This window comes from Streptomyces sp. NPDC014801, from assembly GCF_043082085.1.
In the GTDB taxonomy this organism is placed as follows: Bacteria; Actinomycetota; Actinomycetes; order Streptomycetales; family Streptomycetaceae; genus Streptomyces.
Genome location: NZ_JBIBXG010000005.1, coordinates 545,038 through 564,340, shown reverse-complemented (window position 1 = coordinate 564,340; position 19,303 = coordinate 545,038). Strand labels below are relative to the sequence as shown.

General features: G+C 70.1%; 25 protein-coding genes. 1 reads left to right on the top strand and 24 read right to left on the bottom strand.

The window, feature by feature from the left end:
* The first annotated feature begins 17 nt into the window (after positions 1 to 17).
* Positions 18 to 356, top strand: coding sequence for a DUF6233 domain-containing protein (locus ACF1AL_RS14990; RefSeq protein WP_391826102.1), 339 nt, complete (start codon positions 18 to 20; stop codon positions 354 to 356).
* 234 nt (positions 357 to 590) lie between these two features.
* Here the strand turns inward: ACF1AL_RS14990 and ACF1AL_RS14985 are convergent, their stop codons facing one another.
* The 24 genes from ACF1AL_RS14985 to ACF1AL_RS14870 all read right to left on the bottom strand — a co-directional run bounded on the left by ACF1AL_RS14985 (position 591) and on the right by ACF1AL_RS14870 (position 19,303).
* Positions 591 to 1,235: an endonuclease domain-containing protein gene (locus tag ACF1AL_RS14985; RefSeq protein ID WP_391826101.1), complete on the bottom strand. Its 645-nt coding sequence runs from the start codon at positions 1,233 to 1,235 to the stop codon at positions 591 to 593.
* A complete protein-coding gene (locus ACF1AL_RS14980) occupies positions 1,232 to 1,888 on the bottom strand; it encodes a recombinase family protein (protein ID WP_391826100.1) in 657 nt (218 codons plus the stop codon). The genes ACF1AL_RS14985 and ACF1AL_RS14980 overlap by 4 nt, the downstream gene beginning before the upstream one ends.
* A gap of 216 nt (positions 1,889 to 2,104) precedes the next feature.
* Positions 2,105 to 2,263, bottom strand: a complete 159-nt coding sequence (locus ACF1AL_RS14975) for a hypothetical protein (RefSeq protein ID WP_391826099.1) — start codon at positions 2,261 to 2,263, stop codon at positions 2,105 to 2,107.
* 8 nt (positions 2,264 to 2,271) lie between these two features.
* On the bottom strand, positions 2,272 to 2,922 hold the full coding sequence (locus tag ACF1AL_RS14970) for a collagen-like protein (protein ID WP_391826098.1): 651 nt from the start codon (positions 2,920 to 2,922) through the stop codon (positions 2,272 to 2,274).
* Complete coding sequence (locus ACF1AL_RS14965; RefSeq protein ID WP_391826097.1) at positions 2,919 to 3,215, bottom strand: hypothetical protein; 297 nt, start codon at positions 3,213 to 3,215, stop codon at positions 2,919 to 2,921. Before ACF1AL_RS14965 ends, ACF1AL_RS14970 begins: the two co-directional genes overlap by 4 nt.
* Positions 3,216 to 3,227: 12 nt before the next feature.
* On the bottom strand, positions 3,228 to 3,593 hold the full coding sequence (locus ACF1AL_RS14960) for a hypothetical protein (protein WP_391826096.1): 366 nt from the start codon (positions 3,591 to 3,593) through the stop codon (positions 3,228 to 3,230).
* 29 nt (positions 3,594 to 3,622) lie between these two features.
* Positions 3,623 to 4,525: an N-acetylmuramoyl-L-alanine amidase gene (locus ACF1AL_RS14955; protein WP_391826095.1), complete on the bottom strand. Its 903-nt coding sequence runs from the start codon at positions 4,523 to 4,525 to the stop codon at positions 3,623 to 3,625.
* A gap of 49 nt (positions 4,526 to 4,574) precedes the next feature.
* Positions 4,575 to 5,693 (bottom strand): hypothetical protein, encoded by a 1,119-nt coding sequence (locus tag ACF1AL_RS14950; RefSeq protein ID WP_391826094.1) that lies wholly within the window; start codon positions 5,691 to 5,693, stop codon positions 4,575 to 4,577.
* A gap of 36 nt (positions 5,694 to 5,729) precedes the next feature.
* On the bottom strand, positions 5,730 to 6,647 hold the full coding sequence (locus tag ACF1AL_RS14945) for a hypothetical protein (protein WP_391826093.1): 918 nt from the start codon (positions 6,645 to 6,647) through the stop codon (positions 5,730 to 5,732).
* Position 6,648: 1 nt separating this feature from the next.
* Positions 6,649 to 7,755 carry a hypothetical protein gene (locus ACF1AL_RS14940; RefSeq protein ID WP_391826092.1) on the bottom strand — a complete coding sequence of 369 codons (1,107 nt, stop codon included), beginning with the start codon at positions 7,753 to 7,755 and terminating at the stop codon, positions 6,649 to 6,651.
* On the bottom strand, positions 7,755 to 8,801 hold the full coding sequence (locus ACF1AL_RS14935) for a hypothetical protein (protein WP_391826091.1): 1,047 nt from the start codon (positions 8,799 to 8,801) through the stop codon (positions 7,755 to 7,757). Before ACF1AL_RS14935 ends, ACF1AL_RS14940 begins: the two co-directional genes overlap by 1 nt.
* 9 nt (positions 8,802 to 8,810) lie before the next feature.
* Positions 8,811 to 9,668, bottom strand: a complete 858-nt coding sequence (locus ACF1AL_RS14930; protein ID WP_391826090.1) for a phage distal tail protein — start codon at positions 9,666 to 9,668, stop codon at positions 8,811 to 8,813.
* Positions 9,668 to 13,171: a phage tail tape measure protein gene (locus ACF1AL_RS14925; RefSeq protein ID WP_391826089.1), complete on the bottom strand. Its 3,504-nt coding sequence runs from the start codon at positions 13,169 to 13,171 to the stop codon at positions 9,668 to 9,670. The genes ACF1AL_RS14930 and ACF1AL_RS14925 overlap by 1 nt, the downstream gene beginning before the upstream one ends.
* 17 nt (positions 13,172 to 13,188) lie before the next feature.
* Complete coding sequence (locus tag ACF1AL_RS14920; RefSeq protein WP_391826088.1) at positions 13,189 to 13,590, bottom strand: hypothetical protein; 402 nt, start codon at positions 13,588 to 13,590, stop codon at positions 13,189 to 13,191.
* A 29-nt stretch (positions 13,591 to 13,619) separates the two neighbouring features.
* Entirely contained in the window at positions 13,620 to 13,958 is a 339-nt protein-coding gene (locus ACF1AL_RS14915) for a hypothetical protein (protein ID WP_391826087.1), read from the bottom strand.
* Positions 13,955 to 14,299: a hypothetical protein gene (locus tag ACF1AL_RS14910; RefSeq protein WP_391826086.1), complete on the bottom strand. Its 345-nt coding sequence runs from the start codon at positions 14,297 to 14,299 to the stop codon at positions 13,955 to 13,957. The genes ACF1AL_RS14915 and ACF1AL_RS14910 overlap by 4 nt, the downstream gene beginning before the upstream one ends.
* 79 nt (positions 14,300 to 14,378) lie before the next feature.
* Positions 14,379 to 15,146 (bottom strand): Ig-like domain-containing protein, encoded by a 768-nt coding sequence (locus ACF1AL_RS14905; protein WP_391826085.1) that lies wholly within the window; start codon positions 15,144 to 15,146, stop codon positions 14,379 to 14,381.
* Between the two features lie 49 nt (positions 15,147 to 15,195).
* Positions 15,196 to 15,630 carry a hypothetical protein gene (locus tag ACF1AL_RS14900; RefSeq protein ID WP_391826084.1) on the bottom strand — a complete coding sequence of 145 codons (435 nt, stop codon included), beginning with the start codon at positions 15,628 to 15,630 and terminating at the stop codon, positions 15,196 to 15,198.
* Positions 15,618 to 15,899 carry a hypothetical protein gene (locus ACF1AL_RS14895; protein WP_391826083.1) on the bottom strand — a complete coding sequence of 94 codons (282 nt, stop codon included), beginning with the start codon at positions 15,897 to 15,899 and terminating at the stop codon, positions 15,618 to 15,620. Before ACF1AL_RS14895 ends, ACF1AL_RS14900 begins: the two co-directional genes overlap by 13 nt.
* Positions 15,900 to 15,907: 8 nt before the next feature.
* A complete protein-coding gene (locus ACF1AL_RS14890) occupies positions 15,908 to 16,246 on the bottom strand; it encodes a hypothetical protein (protein WP_391826082.1) in 339 nt (112 codons plus the stop codon).
* Positions 16,246 to 16,791, bottom strand: coding sequence for a mobile element protein (locus ACF1AL_RS14885; RefSeq protein ID WP_391826081.1), 546 nt, complete (start codon positions 16,789 to 16,791; stop codon positions 16,246 to 16,248). The genes ACF1AL_RS14890 and ACF1AL_RS14885 overlap by 1 nt, the downstream gene beginning before the upstream one ends.
* On the bottom strand, positions 16,784 to 17,005 hold the full coding sequence (locus ACF1AL_RS14880) for a hypothetical protein (protein ID WP_391826080.1): 222 nt from the start codon (positions 17,003 to 17,005) through the stop codon (positions 16,784 to 16,786). The genes ACF1AL_RS14885 and ACF1AL_RS14880 overlap by 8 nt, the downstream gene beginning before the upstream one ends.
* A gap of 116 nt (positions 17,006 to 17,121) precedes the next feature.
* On the bottom strand, positions 17,122 to 18,456 hold the full coding sequence (locus ACF1AL_RS14875) for a phage major capsid protein (RefSeq protein ID WP_391826079.1): 1,335 nt from the start codon (positions 18,454 to 18,456) through the stop codon (positions 17,122 to 17,124).
* Positions 18,457 to 18,463: 7 nt separating this feature from the next.
* Positions 18,464 to 19,303: an HK97 family phage prohead protease gene (locus ACF1AL_RS14870; RefSeq protein ID WP_391826078.1), complete on the bottom strand. Its 840-nt coding sequence runs from the start codon at positions 19,301 to 19,303 to the stop codon at positions 18,464 to 18,466.

Here is a 19,303-nt window from a genome sequence, read left to right as displayed (position 1 = left end):
ATCCTAGAATCGAACACATGCACGACCTGCCGCCCGACCTGCCCCGGCTCCGCACCCTGGAGACGTTCCTCGCCCTGACCCTGGATGAGGTGCGCCGGGCGATTGCGGCGGCCGAGCGGCGGGAGCAGGAGCGGCAGCGCGGCGAGCAGGCCCGGCCGCCCCAGCCGGACTGGCTGCTGGAGCTGGGGATCGGCCGGGACGCCGTGCCCGTGTACGTGCACGCCGGGGGCTGCTGGAACGCGGGGAAGCGGTCGCGCGGGGTGGCCCGGGATCAGGCGCTGCGGGCGCTCGCCGAGGGCGTCACCGCCTGCCCGCACTGCCGGCCCGACGCGGAGCTCGGATGGCTGGAGGGGTGAGAAAGGCCCGCCTCGACGGGGGGATGCGAGGCGGGCCTGGGTTCAGTGTGGCAGGTGCTGGCTACGACTGCCGGTAGAGCGGCGAAGCCGAGCACCGGATGTTGGTACAGATGACCTCGTCCTCTTGGGTCGCCGGGCTGGTGCGCGTGCGGAGGCTGGCGGTCTGGCAGCTGTCGCATCGCCGCGGCGGGCCGGGCCTCGTGGTCTTCATGAACTCGCTGAACGAGCTGTCCGTCATAGTCCGATGTCCTCCGATGCGGCGTCGGTCCACTTGTCGGCCTCGCGCTCGGCCGCCGTCATCGCGCGGCCTGGTTGAGCGTACTCTCCAGCGATCGGGTTCCAGTACCGGATCTGCAGGCCCAGGATCGTCGCCGGATGGCGCTTGCGGTATCGACTGAAGAGGTTGTCGCCGCTCCGGTAGATGCCCTCTTGGATGTTGCAGCCAGGGCATAGATAACCGCGTGTCAAGCCGGTCGCGTGGTCGTGATCCTCGACCAGGGATCGTCGGTGTCCGCAGATGGCACAGCGTCCGTCCTGCCACTCCCTGAGGATCCTGTCCTGGGCCTCGGGGTTACGGGCGAGCCACTCGATCGCCCCTGAGGACAGCTGTTGGTCGACGTCGTCGGTCGGCGGGCGTACCTCTCCGGCCAGATGGACCGGCACCGGCCAGGACCAACAGATCGGTTCGGCGGCCAGATATGCCTGCCATGCTTCCTCGTCTCGCTGCTTGCGCTCTTCCGCCGCCGCCCTGAAGGCGGGGTTCATGTGCCGCCAGCACCCGTCGGCGCGGCGGACTTTGAAGCCTTCCAGCCAGGAGTGCAGTTCCCGCCTGCAGGCGGTGCCCTTCTTGGTCGGCTTGCCACAGCGCTCTCTGGTCACGCTCCCTCCAGTTCAGCCAGCCTCCCCGTGCGGACGCTCGGGCGGTGGCCTGCGCGCAGCTCGGGAACGTACTTGTAGATGGTGGTGCGGCTGACCCCGAGGAGCTTGGCGATGGAACTGATGGAGGCCTCCGGGTTGGCGAGCATCGAACGGGCGTGAAGGATCTGCTCCTCTGTCATGGCCGGGGGACGACCAAGGCGTTGCCCGCGCGCGCGGGCCGCGGCGATCCCCTCATGTGTTCCCTGGACGATGAGCTCGCGGATGAACTCGGCGAGTGCGGCGAAGACGTGGAAGACCAGCCGGCCGCCGGGGGTGGTGGTGTCGAGCGCCTCGTGCAGGGAGCGGAAGCCGATGCCGCGCTTGCGGAGACCGGCGACGATGGCGATGAGGTCTTGGATGGATCGGCCGAGGCGGTCGAGGGACGGCACGATGAGCGTGTCGTTGGGGCGTAGGTAGTCGAGGGCCTTCCAGAGCTCTTCGCGTTCGGTGTTCTTGCCGGACTTCTTATCGGAGAAGATCCGTTCGCACCCCGCAGCTTCGAGGGCAGCGATCTGACGGTCGAGGTTCTGGCCCTTGGTGCTGACGCGGGCGTACCCGATGAGGGCGCCTCCCCCTCCGACAGGGGCGAGGAGGTCTGTGGTGTCGGGTTCCATGACCCCATTGTCCAACAAAGGGTCATGACTAGTACATGGACATTGAGACTTTCTGTACGGGGTTTTTGGACAACCGCGAGGGCGGCTATGTCCGTTTCGGGCACCGGCTGTCCAACTAGCCATCAATCGATCGATTGTTGGACAGCCACTCAGCGCGGACACAGCAAAGCGCCCCCGCTCCCCTGCCGATTGGCAGAGAAGCGGGGGCGTCGTTGTTCACGCGGGTTCGTCCTCGGGCGGCCAGTCCGGCTCCTGGAACGGGTTTGTGGCCGGCCGGGGTACGGGTGGCGGTTCCTCCTGGCCGAGCTCGACGAGGCTGCGGGTGTCAGCGGCGGACGGGTCGCGGCGCGGCCGCAGGGGGATCGGGTCGGGCATGGCGCCTCCTACGTGTACTGGCGGCGGTTGGGGTCGAGTGCGACGGCTTGCGGGGTCTGGCCGTTGCCGGGCTGGTCGGGCTGGGGTGCGCCGTCCTTGCGGCAGACGAGCGCGTCCGGGTCGTAGGAGGGCGCCTGCAGGCTGTACCCGTCGGGGCATGCCGGCCCGGCCGGTCCTGCGGGGCCGCGTTCGCCCGGGTCGCCCTTCTCTCCCTGCGGTCCGGCGGGGCCCGGCTCGCCCTGCGGGCCTGCCGGGCCAGCTGGTCCTGCGGGGCCGGTCGCTCCCGCGGATCCCGGCTCGCCGGCCGTTCCCTCGCTGCCGTCCTTGCCGTTCTTCCCCGGCGACCCTGAGGGGCCCGGCGGGCCGGACGGACCAGCCGGGCCAGGCTCGCCGCGGTCGCCCTTCGGTCCTTGGGGTCCGACCGTTCCGGGCTGGCCGCGCGAGCCCGGGGGCCCGGCGATGGGGTCACCGCCGAGCCGTTGGACCTGGGCGGCCAGCGCGTCGCGCGCCTCGTTCGCGGTGTGCAGCTCGTGGTTGAGGGCCTGGATGCTGAGGAGTATCCAGGCGAACGCGGACCCGACCGCCACCGCGACGGCCACGGCGAACAGGTCTCCGCGACGCCAGCGTCGCTCCTCTCTGCGCAGTGCGGAACGTGTCAAGACCCAGACCCCCGCACGAGAAGGATGACGACGGGCAGCAGGATGCCGATCAGCGGCACGATGACGGCGCCGATCAGCCAGCGCCTGGTGGCGACGAGCTTCTCGGCGTCCTTCTCCCGCAGGGTTTCCAGGGTGGCGACGCGGGCGCCGAGGGATTCGTGCCGCAGGTCGTAGATGCGCTGGTCGACCTTCTCGTCGAGACGGCGGCCGATCTGCTGGATGTCGTCTCGGAGGTCGACGAACCGGTCCTCGAAGCGCCGGACGACCTCGCCGAGGGTCGGCTCATCGGCCACGGGTGGCTCCGATCAGATGGTGCGGGGCGGTTCGACGGTCGCAGGCGCGGACGGGTTGGACGGTGTGACCTGGGCCCGGGTCAGGAGGGTGAGGCCGGCGAGGACGAGCGTGTTGATGGCGCCGATGGTCTCCTGGGAGACGTCGTAGCCGAATGCGGCGACGAGGACGGCGCCGGCTGCGACGACCGCGGTGAAGGCCTGCGGTGCGATGGGCCGGGTCATGGCGGCGGCGATGGCGCCGAGGATCGCGGAGACGGCGGCGACGATGGCGCCGGACTGCTCGGCGGTCAGGCTGGTGATGCCGAGGGAGACGACGAGGCCCAGCACCGCCGACAGCGTGTTCAGAACCACTACCGGTTCGCGCCCGAAGATTCTCATGATGGTGATCCGTTCTGGGAGTGCGGCGGTCAGGCCTTGGTGTTGGCGGCGATGAGCCGGTCGACCTGGGCAGCGAGGTGCTCGATGCGGGCGGCCTGCTGGTCGAGGCGGGCGAGGAGTTCGGCGTGGTGCTGGTCCTGCCAGCGGACGAAGGTTCCCGCGGCCCGGTTGGGGTCGCTGCCCTTCGGTGCCGTCGGGCTGACGAGCGGGTACTTCCAGACCGCGTCGGCGATCTCCTTGGCCGTGGGCATGCCGTCCTCCGTGGTCGGTGCGCTGGGGGTGGTGGGCTTGGCCGGCGTGCTGCCGCTGGGGTTCCAGGACGCGGGGTGGGCGAGGCGTGCGGCGACGGCGGCCCGGAAGGTGGGCATGTCGAACGTCGGGTCGGGCTTCCAGTCCGACCACTCCTTGTGGCCGATCGCACTCTTCTCGGTCCAGCCGTGCGCGCGGAGGATCGCCGCAGCCCACCGCACCGCGGCGTCGTACTGAGCGGTCGGCCATGCGGTGCCCTTGCCGAGTTCGGAGCACTCCAGGCCGTAGAAGCGGGCGTTGCCGTCGACGGCGCCGGAGGAGCCCTCGTGCTTGTGCGGCGCGGGGGGCCTCGTGCTGTACGACTCGTCGATGACGGCCTGGAGCACGTTGCCGTCGCCGCCGCCAGCGTGGTTGGCGCGGCCGTTGCCCATGAGGGTGACGGTGCCGTCCTTCGCGAGGTAGGCGTGCGCGCACGGACCGGGCAGGTCGGATCGGCCGGACCAGACGATCTCGGCGTCGGAGGGTGCGCTGCCGCCGGTGTGGTGGATCATCACGCCGTGGACGGGGCCCCAGGCGCCGTGCCCGGCCCGGTTGTGGGTGCGCCAGCCCGGGTGCTCGACGACGCGCAGGCCTTCAGCCTTGAGCGCGGCCAGCATCTGGTCGGCGGTGAGTGGTGTGGCCATGTGGCCTCCAGGCGAGGAGGCCCCGGCCTGATGGCGCGGGGCGGGTTGGTCAGCTGCAGGTGAGGGAGAGCGGCGGGACCCAGGGCCGGCCGTCGCCCGGCGTGCCCGAGGCGGGCTGGTAGTTGAGGGGGACGAGGAGGGTGTCCGCGCTGGTCTCGTTGCGCTGGCCGATCCACAGGTCGATGACCTGCCACGGCTGGCCGTCGAGCACGGTGACGGTGCGGGGCTGGCCGCCACAGGAGGCGGAACTGAAGTCGCGGCGAGCGAAGTCGGGGGCGCCCCAGCCGACGTTTCCGGGCGCCGTCCAGCCGGAGTACAGCGACGTCGAGGTGGCGTACCCGGCGGGCGTGCCCGCGCAGTAGCCGCAGCCCTGGTCGGAGTAGGTCAGGATCCACTGCTGCGTGGCCTCGTCCCACCAGCCGCCAGGGCCCTCAACCGGCCCGTCCATCCCGGCGACCTTGCGGACGCCCTGGCCGGTGCCGCCGGAGCCGCTGTAGTTGAGCTCCTCGATGTTCAGCTGGGTGGCCCCCGGCATGGAGCAGACGATCGCCGGCCTGGTGTTGGGGCGCTCGATGATGCCGAAGTCGCCGTTACCAGCGCAGACCGACAAGCTCGGCTTGTTGTAGGAGCCGTTCGGGGTGACGCCCGGGCCGCACGGGCCGGTGAGTGAGGCACAGCCCATCACGTTGTACGCGTTGGCGCCCGTGTCGCTGTAGTGCCGCGGGGCGTTGAACCACAGGATGGGGACGCCGTCGTTGTAGCCCCAGCCGCTCCTCACGATCATCCGCGGGTTGAAACACCCCTGGCCGGTCCCACCGCACGTCTCCTGCCAGCTGCGTTTCGACCACGGGTCCTGCGAGTTCGGGTCGAACAGCCGCTTCGGCGCGCTCCAGGGGCCGGACAGTGACGATGCTGTCGAGACGCCGAAGCCGCACCACGGGGTGCCGCTGATGTACCACTCGTAGCCGCAGCCGTACATCGAGCCGTACATGTAGTAGGTGGAGCCCGACTTGCGGATCGTGACGTCGTGCAGGTCCACGCCCTCGATGAGTACCGGCGTCGATGCGGCGGCTGGCTCGGCATCGGTGGCTGCCGACGGGGCGGCCCCAGCGAGGGCGGCGAGGATGAGCAGTAACGCGGCCAGGGCGGTGCAGGCACGACGACGCACGCCTGACCTCCTTTCGTCAGGCGGACTGGGTGTGGTTCAGGTGAGGCTGGGTTCGAGGAGGATCGACCGGTACGCGAGCGTCTGCGTCCCAGCCGTGTTGAGGCGGTGTTTCGTCGTGACGGTCAGCGTTTCGCCAGGGGTCAGCCCGGACAGCCGGTGGCGCAGGGACAGGCTGACGTTGTTCGCTCCGGTCACGACGATCGCCGCGGTGTCGTTCTCGGTGTAGACCGTCCCGCTCGTGCTGCCGACGCCGCGCCATGACGTGTGGGCGTTGATGGTGCTGCCGCTTGCCCGCTGGGTGCAGCGGACTTGGACGAAGACCCGGCCGGTGGGCGGCACGGTGATCGAGGCGGAGAAGGGCCCGGCGGCCGCATCCGAGTAGGCGGTGGCGGTGCTGGTGCTGCCGGTCGTGTCCTCGGCCCAGCCGGGCGCGGTGCTGGTGCCTGTGGCGGCGATGCCCGCGGCGCTGAGGGTGAGGACGACGCCGGAGGCCAGCGTGATGGTGAGCCCGGTCGGCGTGAGCGCCAGGGTGGCGCCCGCCGCGGAGAGCGTGGCGACCGCGGTCTCGCCGCCGTCCTCGCCGCCCTGCAGCGTGACGCCGGCCGTGGTGGGGCCGACCTTCGGGGAGAACAGGGCCGTCACCGGGGTCGAGCCGGAGGCAGTGGGCTTGCGGTAGGTGGTGAGCGCTCCGGCTGCCGCATCCGCGAGGGCGGACAGGAGTGCGACCGCTGGCGGGTAGATGATGCTGCCGTCCGGCAGGGTCACGCCGACCGGGCTGGTCGGGGTGAGCATGATGCGCTGCCCGCCAGCGCCGACGAGGGTGAATTCTCCGGTGCTGATGCTGGTGTTGGCTCCGCGCGGGGCCGCGGCGAGCTCGCGCACGAGCCCCTCGAGATTCCTTATCCGGCGGGGAAGGTCGGTTCCGTCGTCGGGGAATCGGGAGGCGCGCGCCATCTCAGCCTCCCTCTACGAGGATTGGGGAGATGGTGTCGGCTGCCGGGTCGAGGGACCAGCCGAGCGCGCGGGCGACGACGTCGACGCCCTCGGGGTGGCCGGGTGAGATGCCCTTGGTGACGGACAGGCGGACGTTGTCGCCGAGGCTCCACTCCGTGCCCAGGTGTGGGGCCCGGCTCGCGCGCGCGGTCATCGTCCATGAGGTCGTACCGCCGGCCATCTCGGTGATGGCCTGCGAGGCGTGCCCGTTGAGGACGGTCTTCGAGGTGATCGACGAGGACGGCGAGAAGCGGTACTCGTACACAGGCCAGCCGGGAAGCGGGGACTGGTAGAGGTCGGAGGTGGCGCGGCCCTGATCGCCCTCGCCGTTGCCGGTGGCGAGGACGCGGGTGGCGCCCTTGCCGTCCTCGTAGGATTCGGCGGCCGCGTACTCGGTGACCGGGCCAGGCATGGAGAACACGGCCTGCGGGGAGGCGTCCTGCACGCCGATCTTCTTACGGACGCGGGCGAGCAGCCGGAACCCGGTGCGGCCCGAGTTCCAGACCGGATCGATCGTCCACTCCGGCCCGCCTTCCACACCCATCAGTTCGGTGAGCGCGCTGTAGACCGTCTTGTCGTCGGAGTCGGCGTAGGTCCGGTCCCGGAGCGTACCCGTGATCGGGGCGTCCACGTCCAGGCAGGACAGGCCCGCCTGCGCGACGCCGAGGAGCGCGGCGGCGATCAGCGCTTCGTCGGTCTGCGTGTAGGCCAGGGTGCCGGTGAAGCGGCGGTCCAGGTAGGCCTCTATCGTCGAGGCCGTAATGCTCACGGTCGACGACGACCCGCGGGTGCGGGGCGGGATGTAGCCGGCCCATCCGGGCGCTCCGTCCCACACGCCGACGATCATGGCGCGGCCGGGCTGAGTGGCCGCCCACCAGTTCGACGGAGCCCTGTCGAGGATGAGGTCGAAGGTCGCCGAGGTGTACTCGCCGAGGCGCCGGTCGAGGCTGCCGGACAACCGCAGCGACGGTAGCTCGGCGATGATCTCGCCGGTCATGAAGTCGCAGCCGAACCAGCTGATGTTGTATGGCCTGACCAGGTTCGGCGCTGGAGGCAGGGCCGTAGTCATCAGGCTGTCTCGTACTCGATCTCGATGTGCATGCTGGAGCCGGCCACGAAGGTGTAGCCGGCGTCGCCGGGATCGACAAAGCCGAGGTCGGACGTGCGCACCCCGTAGACGATTGCCGTGCTGGAGCCCCGCTGCAGCGACGCCACCAGCGGCGTCCATGCCTGGCCGTTGGCCGGGGAGTGGTGGCCGTGACCGAGCCAGTCCATACCGCTGGGCGGGGCGGTGGACGATGCGATCGGCAGCGAGACTTGGATCTGGTTCAAGCCCAGCGAGGGGGAAGTGCCAGCGATGAGGGTCGCCTTCACGATCACTGTTGTGGGGTTGAGCTTGATCCAGCGCCCCAGGCTCTGGAATCCGCTGCCCGCGTTGGACAGGCCGGTCCAGGTGGGCGTGTAGCTCTGCCAGGACGGCTGAGGGCCATAGGTCTCCCACACGCCGCCTGTCCACCGCCGCAGCGAGGAGCCGTCATCCCAGTACTGGCCCGTGTATGGGTTGGGGGGCGCGGTCGGCCCGACGGCGATCCCGCCGGCCGCGACCGTGTACGGCCTTACTGTCGTGCTCACCGTGGGCGAGCCGGCGCCCGACTTCGGCACGCTGATCGTCGCGAGCGGTACGCCCGTGACGCCGGCCGGGATCGTCGGTGCGGTCGGTGACGCGGCCGGCGTGCCAACCACGTAGACGGGGAGGCAGTTCCGCTGCCCGGTACCGTCGGCGTCGGTATCCCACACCCGCAGATACACCAGGTCGATCCTGGGGTTCGTGCCGTCGGCCGCGGTGAGGGTCTGCGTCCAGTTGGCATCGAGTACCGCGAGGTAGGGGCCCTGTACGGTGCTGGACGCGCCCTGCACGATCGCGCTGCCCGGTGTGACCGTGATGGTGCTGCCCGCCACGGACACGCCCAGGCCGGAGCCCGGACGTACACCCTGCACGACCTGCAGGCCGTTGGCGCCAGGCAGCATGAGCGCAGACATGGACTGGCGGAACTGCTGCGCGTTGTAGGCCGGGCTTCCGCCGGACGCGTTGATGCCGAGGGCGTGAGAGCCCATCTGTACCTCCTACATCCAGGCGGCGCGGTGGGAGACCACCAAGCGGGCGGTCGCTGAGTAGGTGCCGGAGCGGAACGCGATGTCGGCGCCGCCCGGTGGAACGGACGGCCAGTCGCCGGACAGCAGAGAGCGGCGGGAGGACTGGCCGTTGTAGAGCACGGTGGCGGCCTCGGTGTCGATGTCCACCCAGTCCCCGTCGGCGATATCCCCGGAGTAGGACAGCGTCCACAAGGTGCCGCCAGCTGTGACGGTGATCTGGGGCTGGCTCACTGGCCCGTACACCACCAGCCGCAGCGGGGTGGCGATCGTGCCCGGGTTGTCCAGGCGGGCCGTACCGGAGATAACCGTCGCGTTGAAGGTGATCGGGAAGGTGATCGGGAAGGTCAAACCGCCCGTTGACGACGGCAGGTACAGCTGCGTGACCGTCTCGTCGGCCGCGTACCGGCGCGGGTCCGGGGCGATGAGGGGCACGCTGTAGGTCGCCTCGTAGTCCGACTCGGAGGTCGGCAGGACATCGCCGTTGCGGTACACCGTCGCCTGCCGCGTGGTGGATCCTTCGGTGACCTGCAGGAGCACGGGGCCGATGTCCGTGGCGGCGAGCAGCCGCTCGTAGGCAGCATCCATCGCTCCTGGGTTCGGGGCCGCGATGAACACCCGCAACTCCATCTGACGGGGAGTGAGCCACGGCCTGGCCGTCGCCCAGCCGCCGTGCCCGGAGGGCCGCTGCGTGACCTGCACCGTGCTTGCGGGACTGCCCCGCCAGCCGGTGAGATCCTCGACGACCCACTCCACGCCGTCGTCGTCGGCGACGTGCAGCGCGAGGTCCCCCAGCGCAGCGGAGCGCAGACCGGGCAGAGAGGACGGCATCAGACAGTCACCGCCCTCTGCACCCGTCGCCCGATCTCCAACGCGGCCTTCTGTGGATCCTCCGGTGTCGGGGCGTTGTAGTGCACGGGCACCGTCAGCCCTCGAGAGCCCGGAGCCTCAGGCGCCGCCTCCATTGCCCTCGCCACTGCGGCGGACTGCGCGATGGCAGCGGCTGCGGTGGCCCACTGGGACGGCGTGAGCACGGCTTCCGGCTTGCGCAGGTGGTTGACGCCCACCTCGTCCGGGCCGAGCCAGCCGCCCGAGTCGTACCCGGCGGGCGGCTTGGAAGCGTTGGCCTGCTGGACGTTGGTGATGTTGCGGTAGCGCGCAACTATGTACCTGACGGCTGCCGCTACATTCGAAACGGGATCAAGAATTCCCCTGCTCCGAAGCGACGAGGGGACGTAAGCGGCCCACGTTGACGGGATCGTCTGCGCCAGACCCTGGGACGGGTGGCCGGCACGCGCGTTGGAGTCCCAGCGGTTGATCGCTGAGGCATTCCAGCCGCTTTCCCTCGTGATGAGAGTGTTGAGCCCGGACTGCCACTGCGCGAGCGTCCCGGGCGGAGGCACACCGGCCGCCCGGAGCGCCGCGTTGATGATGGCGAGGTGTTGCCCGGACGGGATCTTGCCGCCGCCGAAGGAGGACGAGGCGCCCTTCTTGTCCGCCTGGTCGGCGTACCCGAACAGCGCGTCGATCATCCGGCTGGGGATGCGGGCGATCATCTTGCCGACCCCGGTGTTCAGCCCCGGGATCTTCGACAGCAGCGGGTTGACGACCGCGTTCACGCCGGCCCGGGCGCTCGCGGCCAGGGTGTCCTTGAGCCACGAGGCGGCCTTCTTGACCTTGTCCCAGGCGGCCGAACCCCAACCCGCCACCTTGGAGGCGCCCTTGCCGATCCAGCCGAAGATGCCGCCGTCCGCGAATCCAGGCAGGCCGAGGGCGCGCTGCACGCCGCGGACGCCTCCGCCGCGTGCAGCCGCGTTCATCGCGTTGACGTAGCCGGGGCCGACCGCACGGGTCCACTCCGGCCGCATGATGGCCTCGCCGCCGGACAGGGCGGCCAGGTGGACGTCCCGGCCAGGCGTGTAGCCGGGAAGGATCCCGCCCGAGGCGAACTTGAACGTGTCGAGCTTCGGCGCCCCGAAGGCGCCCGCGACCTTGTTCCAGACGCCGACGATGCCCTTGTTGTAGACCGTGTTGACGATGAACGACACCGGCGCCTTCGCGATGTCCTTCACCTTGTCCCAGGCGACCTTGATGGCTGCGCGGGCTGCGTCGAAGGCCTTGCCCAGTCCCCCGATCGCCGACTTGAACTTGTCGAACACCGGCTTGATGCCGACCTGGTAGACGGTCGCCAGGACCGAGCGCACCCCGTTGATCGCCGGGGTCACGGCGTTACGCCACAACCACGTTGCCCAGCCGCCCAGCACGCGCAGTCCGGCGGTGAAGTAGCCGAAGACGGCCTGCACGCCGGCCCACATGAGCCGGAACCCGCCGACGATCCCCGCGACGACGGGCGAGATCGCGTTGCGCCACAGCCACATGGCCCAGCCGCCCACGGTGCGCAGACCGGCCATGACCAGGCTGAAGTACAACTTCACCCCTGCCCACCACAGCTTGAACCCGGCGACGATCCAGCCGAGCACGGGCGAGATGATGTTTGACCACAGCCAGGAGAACACCGACGCGACCGCGCGCACGGCCGTCATGACCAGTCCGAGGTACAGCTTGACGCCGGTCCACCAGATCTTGAAGGCGACATACAGGACGACGCCGATGATGGTGGCAACGATCCGTGCGGCCACGTTGATGAACCCGAACACCGGCTTGAGCACCGTGTTCCACAGCCACAGCGCCCCGGCCGCGATGGCCTGCCAGCCGGTGACGAGCCAGCCGATCAGCGGCTTGAGCACGGTGTTCCATGCCCACATGGCCGCTTGCTGAATGCCGGCCCACGCCCCCTGCACGATCGCCCGGAACGTCTCCGACCGCTGGTAGGCGATGACCAGGGCGGCAGCGAGCGCGATGATCGCGGTGATGATCAGTACGACCGGGTTGGCGTTCATGACCGCGTTGAACGCGGCCTGCGCCATCGTCGCCCCGCGCTGCACGGCAGTCCACGCCAGGATGGCGCCGCGGTAGATCGAGAACACCGCGGTCACCCCGGCCGTTGCAATCTGCTGCGCGAGGATCGCCGCGGTGAACCCGCCGATGGCGATCCCGATCGGGATCAGCCAGGTGCCCATCTCGCGCAGCCAGCCCACAACCGTCCCGCCCGCCTGCCACAGACTCGTCAGGGCAGGAACCAGCGTCGCCGCGACCACGGACCCGATGATCCGCAGCGGCGGCAGCAGTGTGGTGGTGAACCCGTGCGCAAGGGTGGAGACGATCGGCAGCACCTTGCCGCCGACGAAGTCCACGAAGCCCTGCTGCAGGGTGCGGGTGAAGACCTGAATCTCGTGCGACGGGCCGGAGCGGATGGTCTTGCCCACCTGGTCCGCGGCCCCGCCGACCTTTCCCAGCGAGGCGGACGCCTTGTCGAGGTTGAGAGAGAACAGGGCTGCGCCCAGATCCTCGCCCGGGCCGCCGAAGAGCGACTTGACGGCGCTGGCCTTGGTGGCTGTGTTGGGCAGCTCGGCGAGACGGGCGAGTACCTTGCCGATTGCCGCGCGGGCGCTGTCACCGCCCGCGGCGACGTCCTGCACCATCTGCTTGCCGTTGAGGCCGATCGACTTGAAGACGCCCTCGGTCGCCTTGCCGCCCTGGCTGGCGACCAGGGAGAACTCCTTGAGGGCGTCCGCGACCTGGTCGGCGTCCCGGGCACCGCCGGCAAGGCCCTGCTGGAGCAGGCCCATAGCGTCGCGGCCGGACAAGCCCAGGTTGCGGAAGGAGGTGCCGTACTCGTTGAAGGTGTCGAGGAGGTCGTCGGCCTTGTTGGCGCCGGACTGGAAGCCGCGGGTGATGATGTCGAAGGCATCGTCGGCGCTCTTGGCCAGGCCGGTCCGAAGCATCTGGCTGACGGCGTTGGTGACGCCGCCGAGGTCCTGGTCGAAGACGGTGGCCACGTCGGAGGCCTTGGTGGCCAGCGACTGGAGCTGCTTCGTCGTGGTGCCGGGAGGTGCGAGGCCCGCCTGCATGACGGACTTGATGGCGTCGGCTGCCGACTCGAAGGAGTCGCTCACGCCGGAGCTGTAGAGCTTGCCCGCCACCTTGCCCTGCTGGGCGGCCACCTTGTTGGAGGTGCCCAGCTGGGCCTGCAGCTTGGAGGTGACGTTGGCCTGCTCGATGGCGTCGCCGAGGCCCTTGACCAGGATGGCGCCTGCGGCAGCACCCGCCGCTGCGGCGCCCACCTTGAGCTTGTCGAGCAGGCTGGAGCCTGCCGCCTGCCCGGCGTCACCGCCCGCGTCGCCTGCCGGCCCGACGAGCTGACGGCGCAGCTCGTCGGAGATGCCGCGGACCGACGGGATGATCTGGATCGTTGCGTAGCCGACGGAGGGCACCGTTCACCCCCCGCCGTTTACGTGATCTGTCCTGCCGCGATGGCCTGCCTGCGCTCAGCGGCCCGGCGGAGTGCACGCTGGCGTGCGTCCTGCCGCTGCGGGCTGGACTTGTCGCCGCCGGTCTTCTTACTGCCGACGCCGGGGCGCGGGAACGGCTTCGGGCGCGGCGACTGCTTGCCCTTGGCGACGCCCTCGTTGGCGCGCTGCCAGTTCCCGATGCGGACCTCGTCGATGAGGACGCCCGTGAGGTGTTCTTGGAGGCCCCACATTCCGTCGCTGTCTCCGCTGGCGAGTCTGGTGCGGGCGTCGGGTGGAAGCTGCCGGATGTAGCAGCGCAGCTCCCGCCACGTCATCCGTCGGCGGCCGTCGTCGTCCCGCAGGAAGAGGTCCCGCAGGCGGACGCCGTAGTGCTGGCGCAAATCGGCCTCGACTGCCTCGCCGTGCTCTCTTACGAGGCGGGCGAGGCCTCCGATTCCCCCAGGCCGCAGTACTTCTTGTAGCCCTCGAACAGGGCCTTCATCTTGTACTGCGGCAGCTTGATCTTGCGGAAGTCGGCCCACTGCTCATCACCGAGCGCGAGCCGGAAGATGGCCATGGTGGCGCCGATGTCGCCGGCTTCGGCGCCCTCGGCCAGGCCCCACACGTCGAGCTCCTCGGCGTGCCTGAACTCCCAGCGGCGTCCGTCCCAGTGCACGCGCCACGGGGCGAGGTCGCTCTCGGCCTTGACGGTGTCGAGGTTGAAGTCGAACGGCTGGTCGTCGGGCTTGGTCGCGGTTCGGGTGGTCATCGCGGTTCCTCTCGCGGTTCGGGCTTGATGATCTGGACGGCGTTGGCCAGCAGTGTCATGCGGACCGTGCTGATGCCGTCCGGGTCGAGGTGGACGTCGACGGGCTCCTGGGCGACGAGCCACGGGAAGGGTTCGCCGTCGACGAGGATCGCCCCGTTGGGCTGCAGGACGATCTCAGCGGCAAGCCGGGGCTCTGTGCGGGCGACCGGCGCGGTCTCCTCCTGCATCAGGGCTGCTACGACCTTGCCGCGCAGGTTCCTGGGCATCTCCTCGCCTTCCTGGATGAGGCCCAGCTGCACCGCCTTGGCGGTGATGTCGACGTCCGTGTACTTCAGGTGCATGTCGCGGTCCTTTCGCGGTTCGAGCGGGGGCACCGGGGCGCGGCCGAACCGCGACGAAGGGTCCGCGCCCCGGTGGTCATCAGGACACCGTGACGGCGCAGGTGTCGGTCTGGCCCTGGTAGGAGGCGGTGATGGTGGCGGATCCGGCGGCGACGCCCGTGACGAATCCGGAGGCCACGGTGGCCTTGCTGGTGGCCGACGAGGACCAGGAGCAGGAGGCGGTGACGTCAGCCGTCGAGGTGTCGTCGTAGGTGGCGGTGGCGGTCAGGGCGCCGATCTGGCCCACGGTGAGCGACTTCGTCGCCGGGGAGACGTCGAGGGCGGTCAGGATCGGCGTGGTCTGCCGGTCGAAGAGGACGCCGCCGGAGGTGGGGAAGATGGTGGCCGCGAACGTGGCGCTCTCGAGGTCGGTCTCGTTTTCGCCGTGGTCGCCGTCCAGGGCCACCTCGGCGTACTGGGCGGAGATCAGACGGCGGACCTTGTCGCCCTCCCGCGTCTCGAACGCGATCTTCACGCGAGCCGGTCGGGGTACGACGATCTGCGACGGCGTCGAGCCCGGCCACAGCAGGCTGTAGGTGGTCTCGTTGTCCTCCAGTGCCGTGAACGACTTCGTCAGCTTGAAGTGCTGGCGGGAGGTGCGGACGAGGATGCCGCCCCAGGCGAACTTGTCGTCGGTGTCCTCGTCGCGGGACTCGGGGAAGCCGTCGTCGCCGTCGAGCAGACCCACGAGGCTCCAGTCGACACCGAACGGGGTCTCGGCGTTCGCGGGAATGGTCGCGGAAAGGTTGGTGGAGATGTAGACGTCCGCGTCCGTCCACAGATTTGCCTTCAGCGGGTCGCCGGCCACGGCGTCCTCCTCATCTCAAGTACAGGGGTTGTCGTCGCGGTTCGGCAGGTCACGCCGTGAGCACCTGCGGTTTCACGTTGGCGATCGCCGTGAAGGTCGACAGGTCGACGCCGGATTCGTCGTCCGTCGCAGGGAGCGGCCCCGTGCCGGGGCGGAAGCCGCGGATGAGCGGGCCGGAGTGCACCAGCCACAGGCCCTGGCAGAGCATCGCCAGGTCGTGCGCCTGGTCGGCGTCCTTGTGCCAGACGGTGCAGCGCAGTGTGCACCGCGCGTTCGCCATCGAGGGATGCGGCAGGTCCCCGTCCTTGCGGACGAGGACGAACGGCAGCAGCGGATCCTCCGGGGAGCGCACCGTCGGAACCTTCGTGCCGACGGTGACGCCGACCGTATACGGCTCAGACCGCCCGACGAGCGCCTCGCGCAGAACCGCCGCGCCCGCGGCCTGGACGTCCCCGAAGACGACGAGCGGCTTCACCGCTGCCACGCCTTCACCTCAAGACCGGCGAACGCGGCCGCCCGGGTGACGATGCCGTCGCGAGCCTGCCAGGCCATCGCCCGGGCGTCCGCGACAGCAACCGTGGCGGCACCGCGGTCCGTGGTGTAGCCGCGGACCTCGACCGGCGTGCCGCGAGGTACGAGGGCGCGCAGGTTGTCGGCGACCTCACCGGCCAATCCGTCGATCAGCTCACGCACCTCTGGGCCTTTGAGGATCTCCCGCACGCCGGCCGTGTCGAGCCGGAAGTTCTGCAGCATGCGCCCTCCTATCCGGTGGCGCGCACCATCGCGAACTCGATGTGGTGGGTGGCGTCGGTGAACAGGTCCGGCCAGGAGGCGACTTCGCCTTCCACCTCGAAGGTCTGGCCGTTCCACTCGATGCGGTCACTGGCCTTGATGTCGGGGGCGGTGCCCTCGGCGGACTGCACCCGGTATCCGGTGATGGTGGCGTCGCGCTGCTCATCGACCTTTTCCGACTGGGCGTTCGGCTGGATGTTCAGGCCGGACACCGTGAGCCGGTTGGGATTGGACCAGTCCGGGATCGTGTTGCCGCCCCGGTCCGTCTTCGTGCCGGCACGCACCCGGACGGCTGTCTGATTGAACATCACGGCCGGTCACCCCGGTTGAGCTGGTAGCGCTCCACCGCGGCCGCCCACTGGGCGGTCACACCGATCGCGGCCTGCACGCCGAACGTCACCGACTGGCCTCCGACCGTCTTGGTCTGCACGCCCGGCTCGATCCGGTACAGGGCGCGCGCCTGGTCGATGACCACTTCCTGGATGTCCTCCGGGATAACGGCGTAGCCGTGGTCATAGAAGCCGCGCAGGCAGCGCAGCCGGTCCGGCCAGACGCCGTCGAGGCGCCGCAGGAATCCGTCCGCCGACCAGTCGAAGTCCGTGCCCTCGACCAGCGCCGCGCCGTCGAGCGTGACCGAAGAGACGGCCAGGACCGGCGCGGCCGGCAGCAGCACCGACTCGCGGCCGTTGCCGTCCAGGACGAAGGCGTCGCCGCCGACCAGGGACACGGGGTGCCGGACCGCGCCCCTGAACCGGCGGGATGCTGCGGTCAGAGCCCACAGCAGCTTCGGATCTGTCGGCGGCACGCCGAGGGAGGCAGCGAGCTCATCCGGGTCGGCCAGAAGATCAGCCATCGCCCTTGTCGGAGGCGGTGCGGGCCTTGTTACGCGGCGTGCGCGACTTGGCCGCGGCCTCCTCGCTGCTCGCCTCCTCGCTCGTTTGCTCCGGCTGCTCGCCCGAGCCGCCGTCGAAGACGCCGTAGCGCTTGGCGTCCTCCTCGTTCAGCTGCATCGTGGTCTTCCTGCCGCCCGGCAGCGTGACCTCGTACTCCTTCAGCGGACCGCCCACGGCGGCCACCTCCATTCGCTGGTCGAAAGGAACGGACTCCGAGGGCGGACCGCATGCGGCGTGAACTTCACCGCACACAGGGCACCGCCCTCGAAGGCCGTGCGAGTTGATCAGGGTCACGCGGTCAGGTCGACCTTGACGAAGGCCGACGGCTGGATGACGCCGAAAGCCGCGCGCATCTCGGCGAGGATCGCCACGAGGTTGCGGACGAAGAAGTCGGCGTGCGAGTCGGTCACGGTGATGCTGGCCTGCTCGCGGTCCCACAACATCGCCTTGCGGAAGTCACCGACGTAGCCCGTGCCAGCCGGGACGGCCTCGGTCTGGATGACCGGCAGGCCCCACAGTGCGGTCGCCGTGCCGGCCGCGCCCGGGCCGCCGAAGTAGAAGTCGGCGTTGGCGTTCACGGACAGGTCGATCGCCTCGACGTCGGCCGGGTTCAGCAGGTAGGCGTTCGGGTTGGACCGGCCGACCGTGAAGACCTTCGTCTTGGCCATGCGCAGCGTGCGCAGGCGCTGCATGTCCGCGCCGGTGCCCGTAGTGTCCCAGGCCTGCAGCTGCACGCCGGAGACGTTGGCGAGGCCCTCGAAGTTCTCCCCGGTGCCGTCACCGGAGATCATCTGGTCTTCGAGCTCCTCCTCCAGGCCGTAGCGGAGGAAGGAGTCGATCAGCGTGCGGATCTGCGCGGCGTCCGACAGGGCCCGCTTGGTGATCGGGATCCAGTGCGCGATCGTGCGCACCGGCGTCGTGACCTTGGCGACCGCCAGGCCCGACTCCGGCTTGTAGCCGCCGCCGGCCGCGTTGACGAGCGGTCCCGCGGTGCCCGGGGCGGTCGGTGCCGCCGAGCTGGTGGCCTCCGCCACTGGGGCGGCGTTGTTCGTCGTCGACGTCACCCGGACGTACTCGATGGTGTCCGAGCCGGTCGTGCCGTTCGCAACGACGTCCCGCAGCCGCAGCGGACGCTGGAACAGGTCCAGGCCGACCTGCAGGCCGCGCACGTCGTTCTGCACGAACGCGCCGCCGGAGGTGTCCGAAGCGCCCGTGACCAGGCTCTTGTAGGAGGCCGGCATCGACTGCACGCGCGACTTGGCGCCGAACCCACCCGAGGGGGCCGTCGCCATCAGGCCGCGGTAGGCGTCGCTCTTGACGAACGACTCGCCCAGGCTGCCGCCGGACTCCGGCACGATCAGGCCGGACGGCGTGCGCCGCTCCCCCGCCTTCTCGTTCAGCTCGACGCCCTCGCCGAGGTCGGCCAGCGCCTGCCGCATCGTGGCGGACGCCTTCGCCTTCTCCAGGCCCTCCTTGGCCTCCTTGGCCTTGGCCATGTGCTCGGCGACCTGGCCACGCTCCTCGTCGGAGAAGTCGCGGCCCTCCTCCTCGGCCTTCGCGGCGATGGCCTGCGCCTGGACCAGGTGGTGCTTGAGCTGTTCCTTCAGCTCCTCGATCTTGTTCACGTTGTCCTCATTCCGTGAGCGTGGAGACCTCCGCCCCGAGGGCGTCGAGGTCAGCGAGCAGACGGAGCGAGGCGGGGCTCGGGCCGGCCGGAGCTTCCTTGGCCGCGGGCTGCGGCGAGGGCGTCTCGGGCGGGTTCGGCGTGGCCTTCTCTTCGTCATCGGCGCTGGAAGACGACAGGGAGTCCAGCAGCTCCTTGGCGAGGCGCCCGATCTCCCGGACCCTCTCCTCGTTCTTCGCCGACAGAGTCCTGCCGGCCTTCGCCGCCATGGCCCCCGTCAGGGCCTGGCGAAGCTCCTCGGTTTGCGCGGCGGAAGCGCCTTCGACCGCGATGCGCATGGTGGCGCCGTCGGCGGACTTCACGTCCAGCAGCTCGGTGGCCTGGTTCGCGCCGATCAGAGTGGGGCCGACCTCGTAGAGCTTGAGCTTGCGCAGCTCGTAGTAGCCCTCGCCGTCCTTCTGATCGACCCACGCGCCCTCCTCGACGTCGTAGGCGAAGGAGAACTGGGTGACGCGGCGGCCCTTCAGCAGCTTGTACACCTGCGCGGCCTTCGTGCCCGGCTCGGTGTCGATGCGGGCCTTCACCCACAAGCCCTCCGGCCGCTCTTCCGCCTCCAGCACCTCGCCGATGTGGTAGTCGGGGTCCTGCGACATGTGCGACCACAGCACCGGGATCGGATCCCCGGACGACTTCCACTGGGCGAGGGTGTCCGCGAACGCCCCCGGCGTGATCTTGTCTCCGACCGAGTCGAGGTTGTACGCGGCGACGATCGCCTCGAACGTCCCCTCGTCGGTGCCCTCGTGCTCACCCGCCGCCTTGATGCGCACGGGGCAGCTCTTGATTCGCAT

Coding starts and splice junctions, on each gene's coding strand:
- ACF1AL_RS14990 (WP_391826102.1), top strand. CDS start 18: ATGCACGACCTGCCGCCCGACCTGCCCCGGCTCCGCACCCTGGAGACG.
- ACF1AL_RS14980 (WP_391826100.1), bottom strand. CDS start 1,888: ATGGAACCCGACACCACAGACCTCCTCGCCCCTGTCGGAGGGGGAGGC.
- ACF1AL_RS14975 (WP_391826099.1), bottom strand. CDS start 2,263: ATGCCCGACCCGATCCCCCTGCGGCCGCGCCGCGACCCGTCCGCCGCT.
- ACF1AL_RS14960 (WP_391826096.1), bottom strand. CDS start 3,593: ATGAGAATCTTCGGGCGCGAACCGGTAGTGGTTCTGAACACGCTGTCG.
- ACF1AL_RS14955 (WP_391826095.1), bottom strand. CDS start 4,525: ATGGCCACACCACTCACCGCCGACCAGATGCTGGCCGCGCTCAAGGCT.
- ACF1AL_RS14945 (WP_391826093.1), bottom strand. CDS start 6,647: ATGGCGCGCGCCTCCCGATTCCCCGACGACGGAACCGACCTTCCCCGC.
- ACF1AL_RS14940 (WP_391826092.1), bottom strand. CDS start 7,755: ATGACTACGGCCCTGCCTCCAGCGCCGAACCTGGTCAGGCCATACAAC.
- ACF1AL_RS14935 (WP_391826091.1), bottom strand. CDS start 8,801: ATGGGCTCTCACGCCCTCGGCATCAACGCGTCCGGCGGAAGCCCGGCC.
- ACF1AL_RS14930 (WP_391826090.1), bottom strand. CDS start 9,668: ATGCCGTCCTCTCTGCCCGGTCTGCGCTCCGCTGCGCTGGGGGACCTC.
- ACF1AL_RS14915 (WP_391826087.1), bottom strand. CDS start 13,958: ATGACCACCCGAACCGCGACCAAGCCCGACGACCAGCCGTTCGACTTC.
- ACF1AL_RS14910 (WP_391826086.1), bottom strand. CDS start 14,299: ATGCACCTGAAGTACACGGACGTCGACATCACCGCCAAGGCGGTGCAG.
- ACF1AL_RS14895 (WP_391826083.1), bottom strand. CDS start 15,899: ATGCTGCAGAACTTCCGGCTCGACACGGCCGGCGTGCGGGAGATCCTC.
- ACF1AL_RS14890 (WP_391826082.1), bottom strand. CDS start 16,246: ATGTTCAATCAGACAGCCGTCCGGGTGCGTGCCGGCACGAAGACGGAC.
- ACF1AL_RS14885 (WP_391826081.1), bottom strand. CDS start 16,791: ATGGCTGATCTTCTGGCCGACCCGGATGAGCTCGCTGCCTCCCTCGGC.
- ACF1AL_RS14870 (WP_391826078.1), bottom strand. CDS start 19,303: ATGCGAATCAAGAGCTGCCCCGTGCGCATCAAGGCGGCGGGTGAGCAC.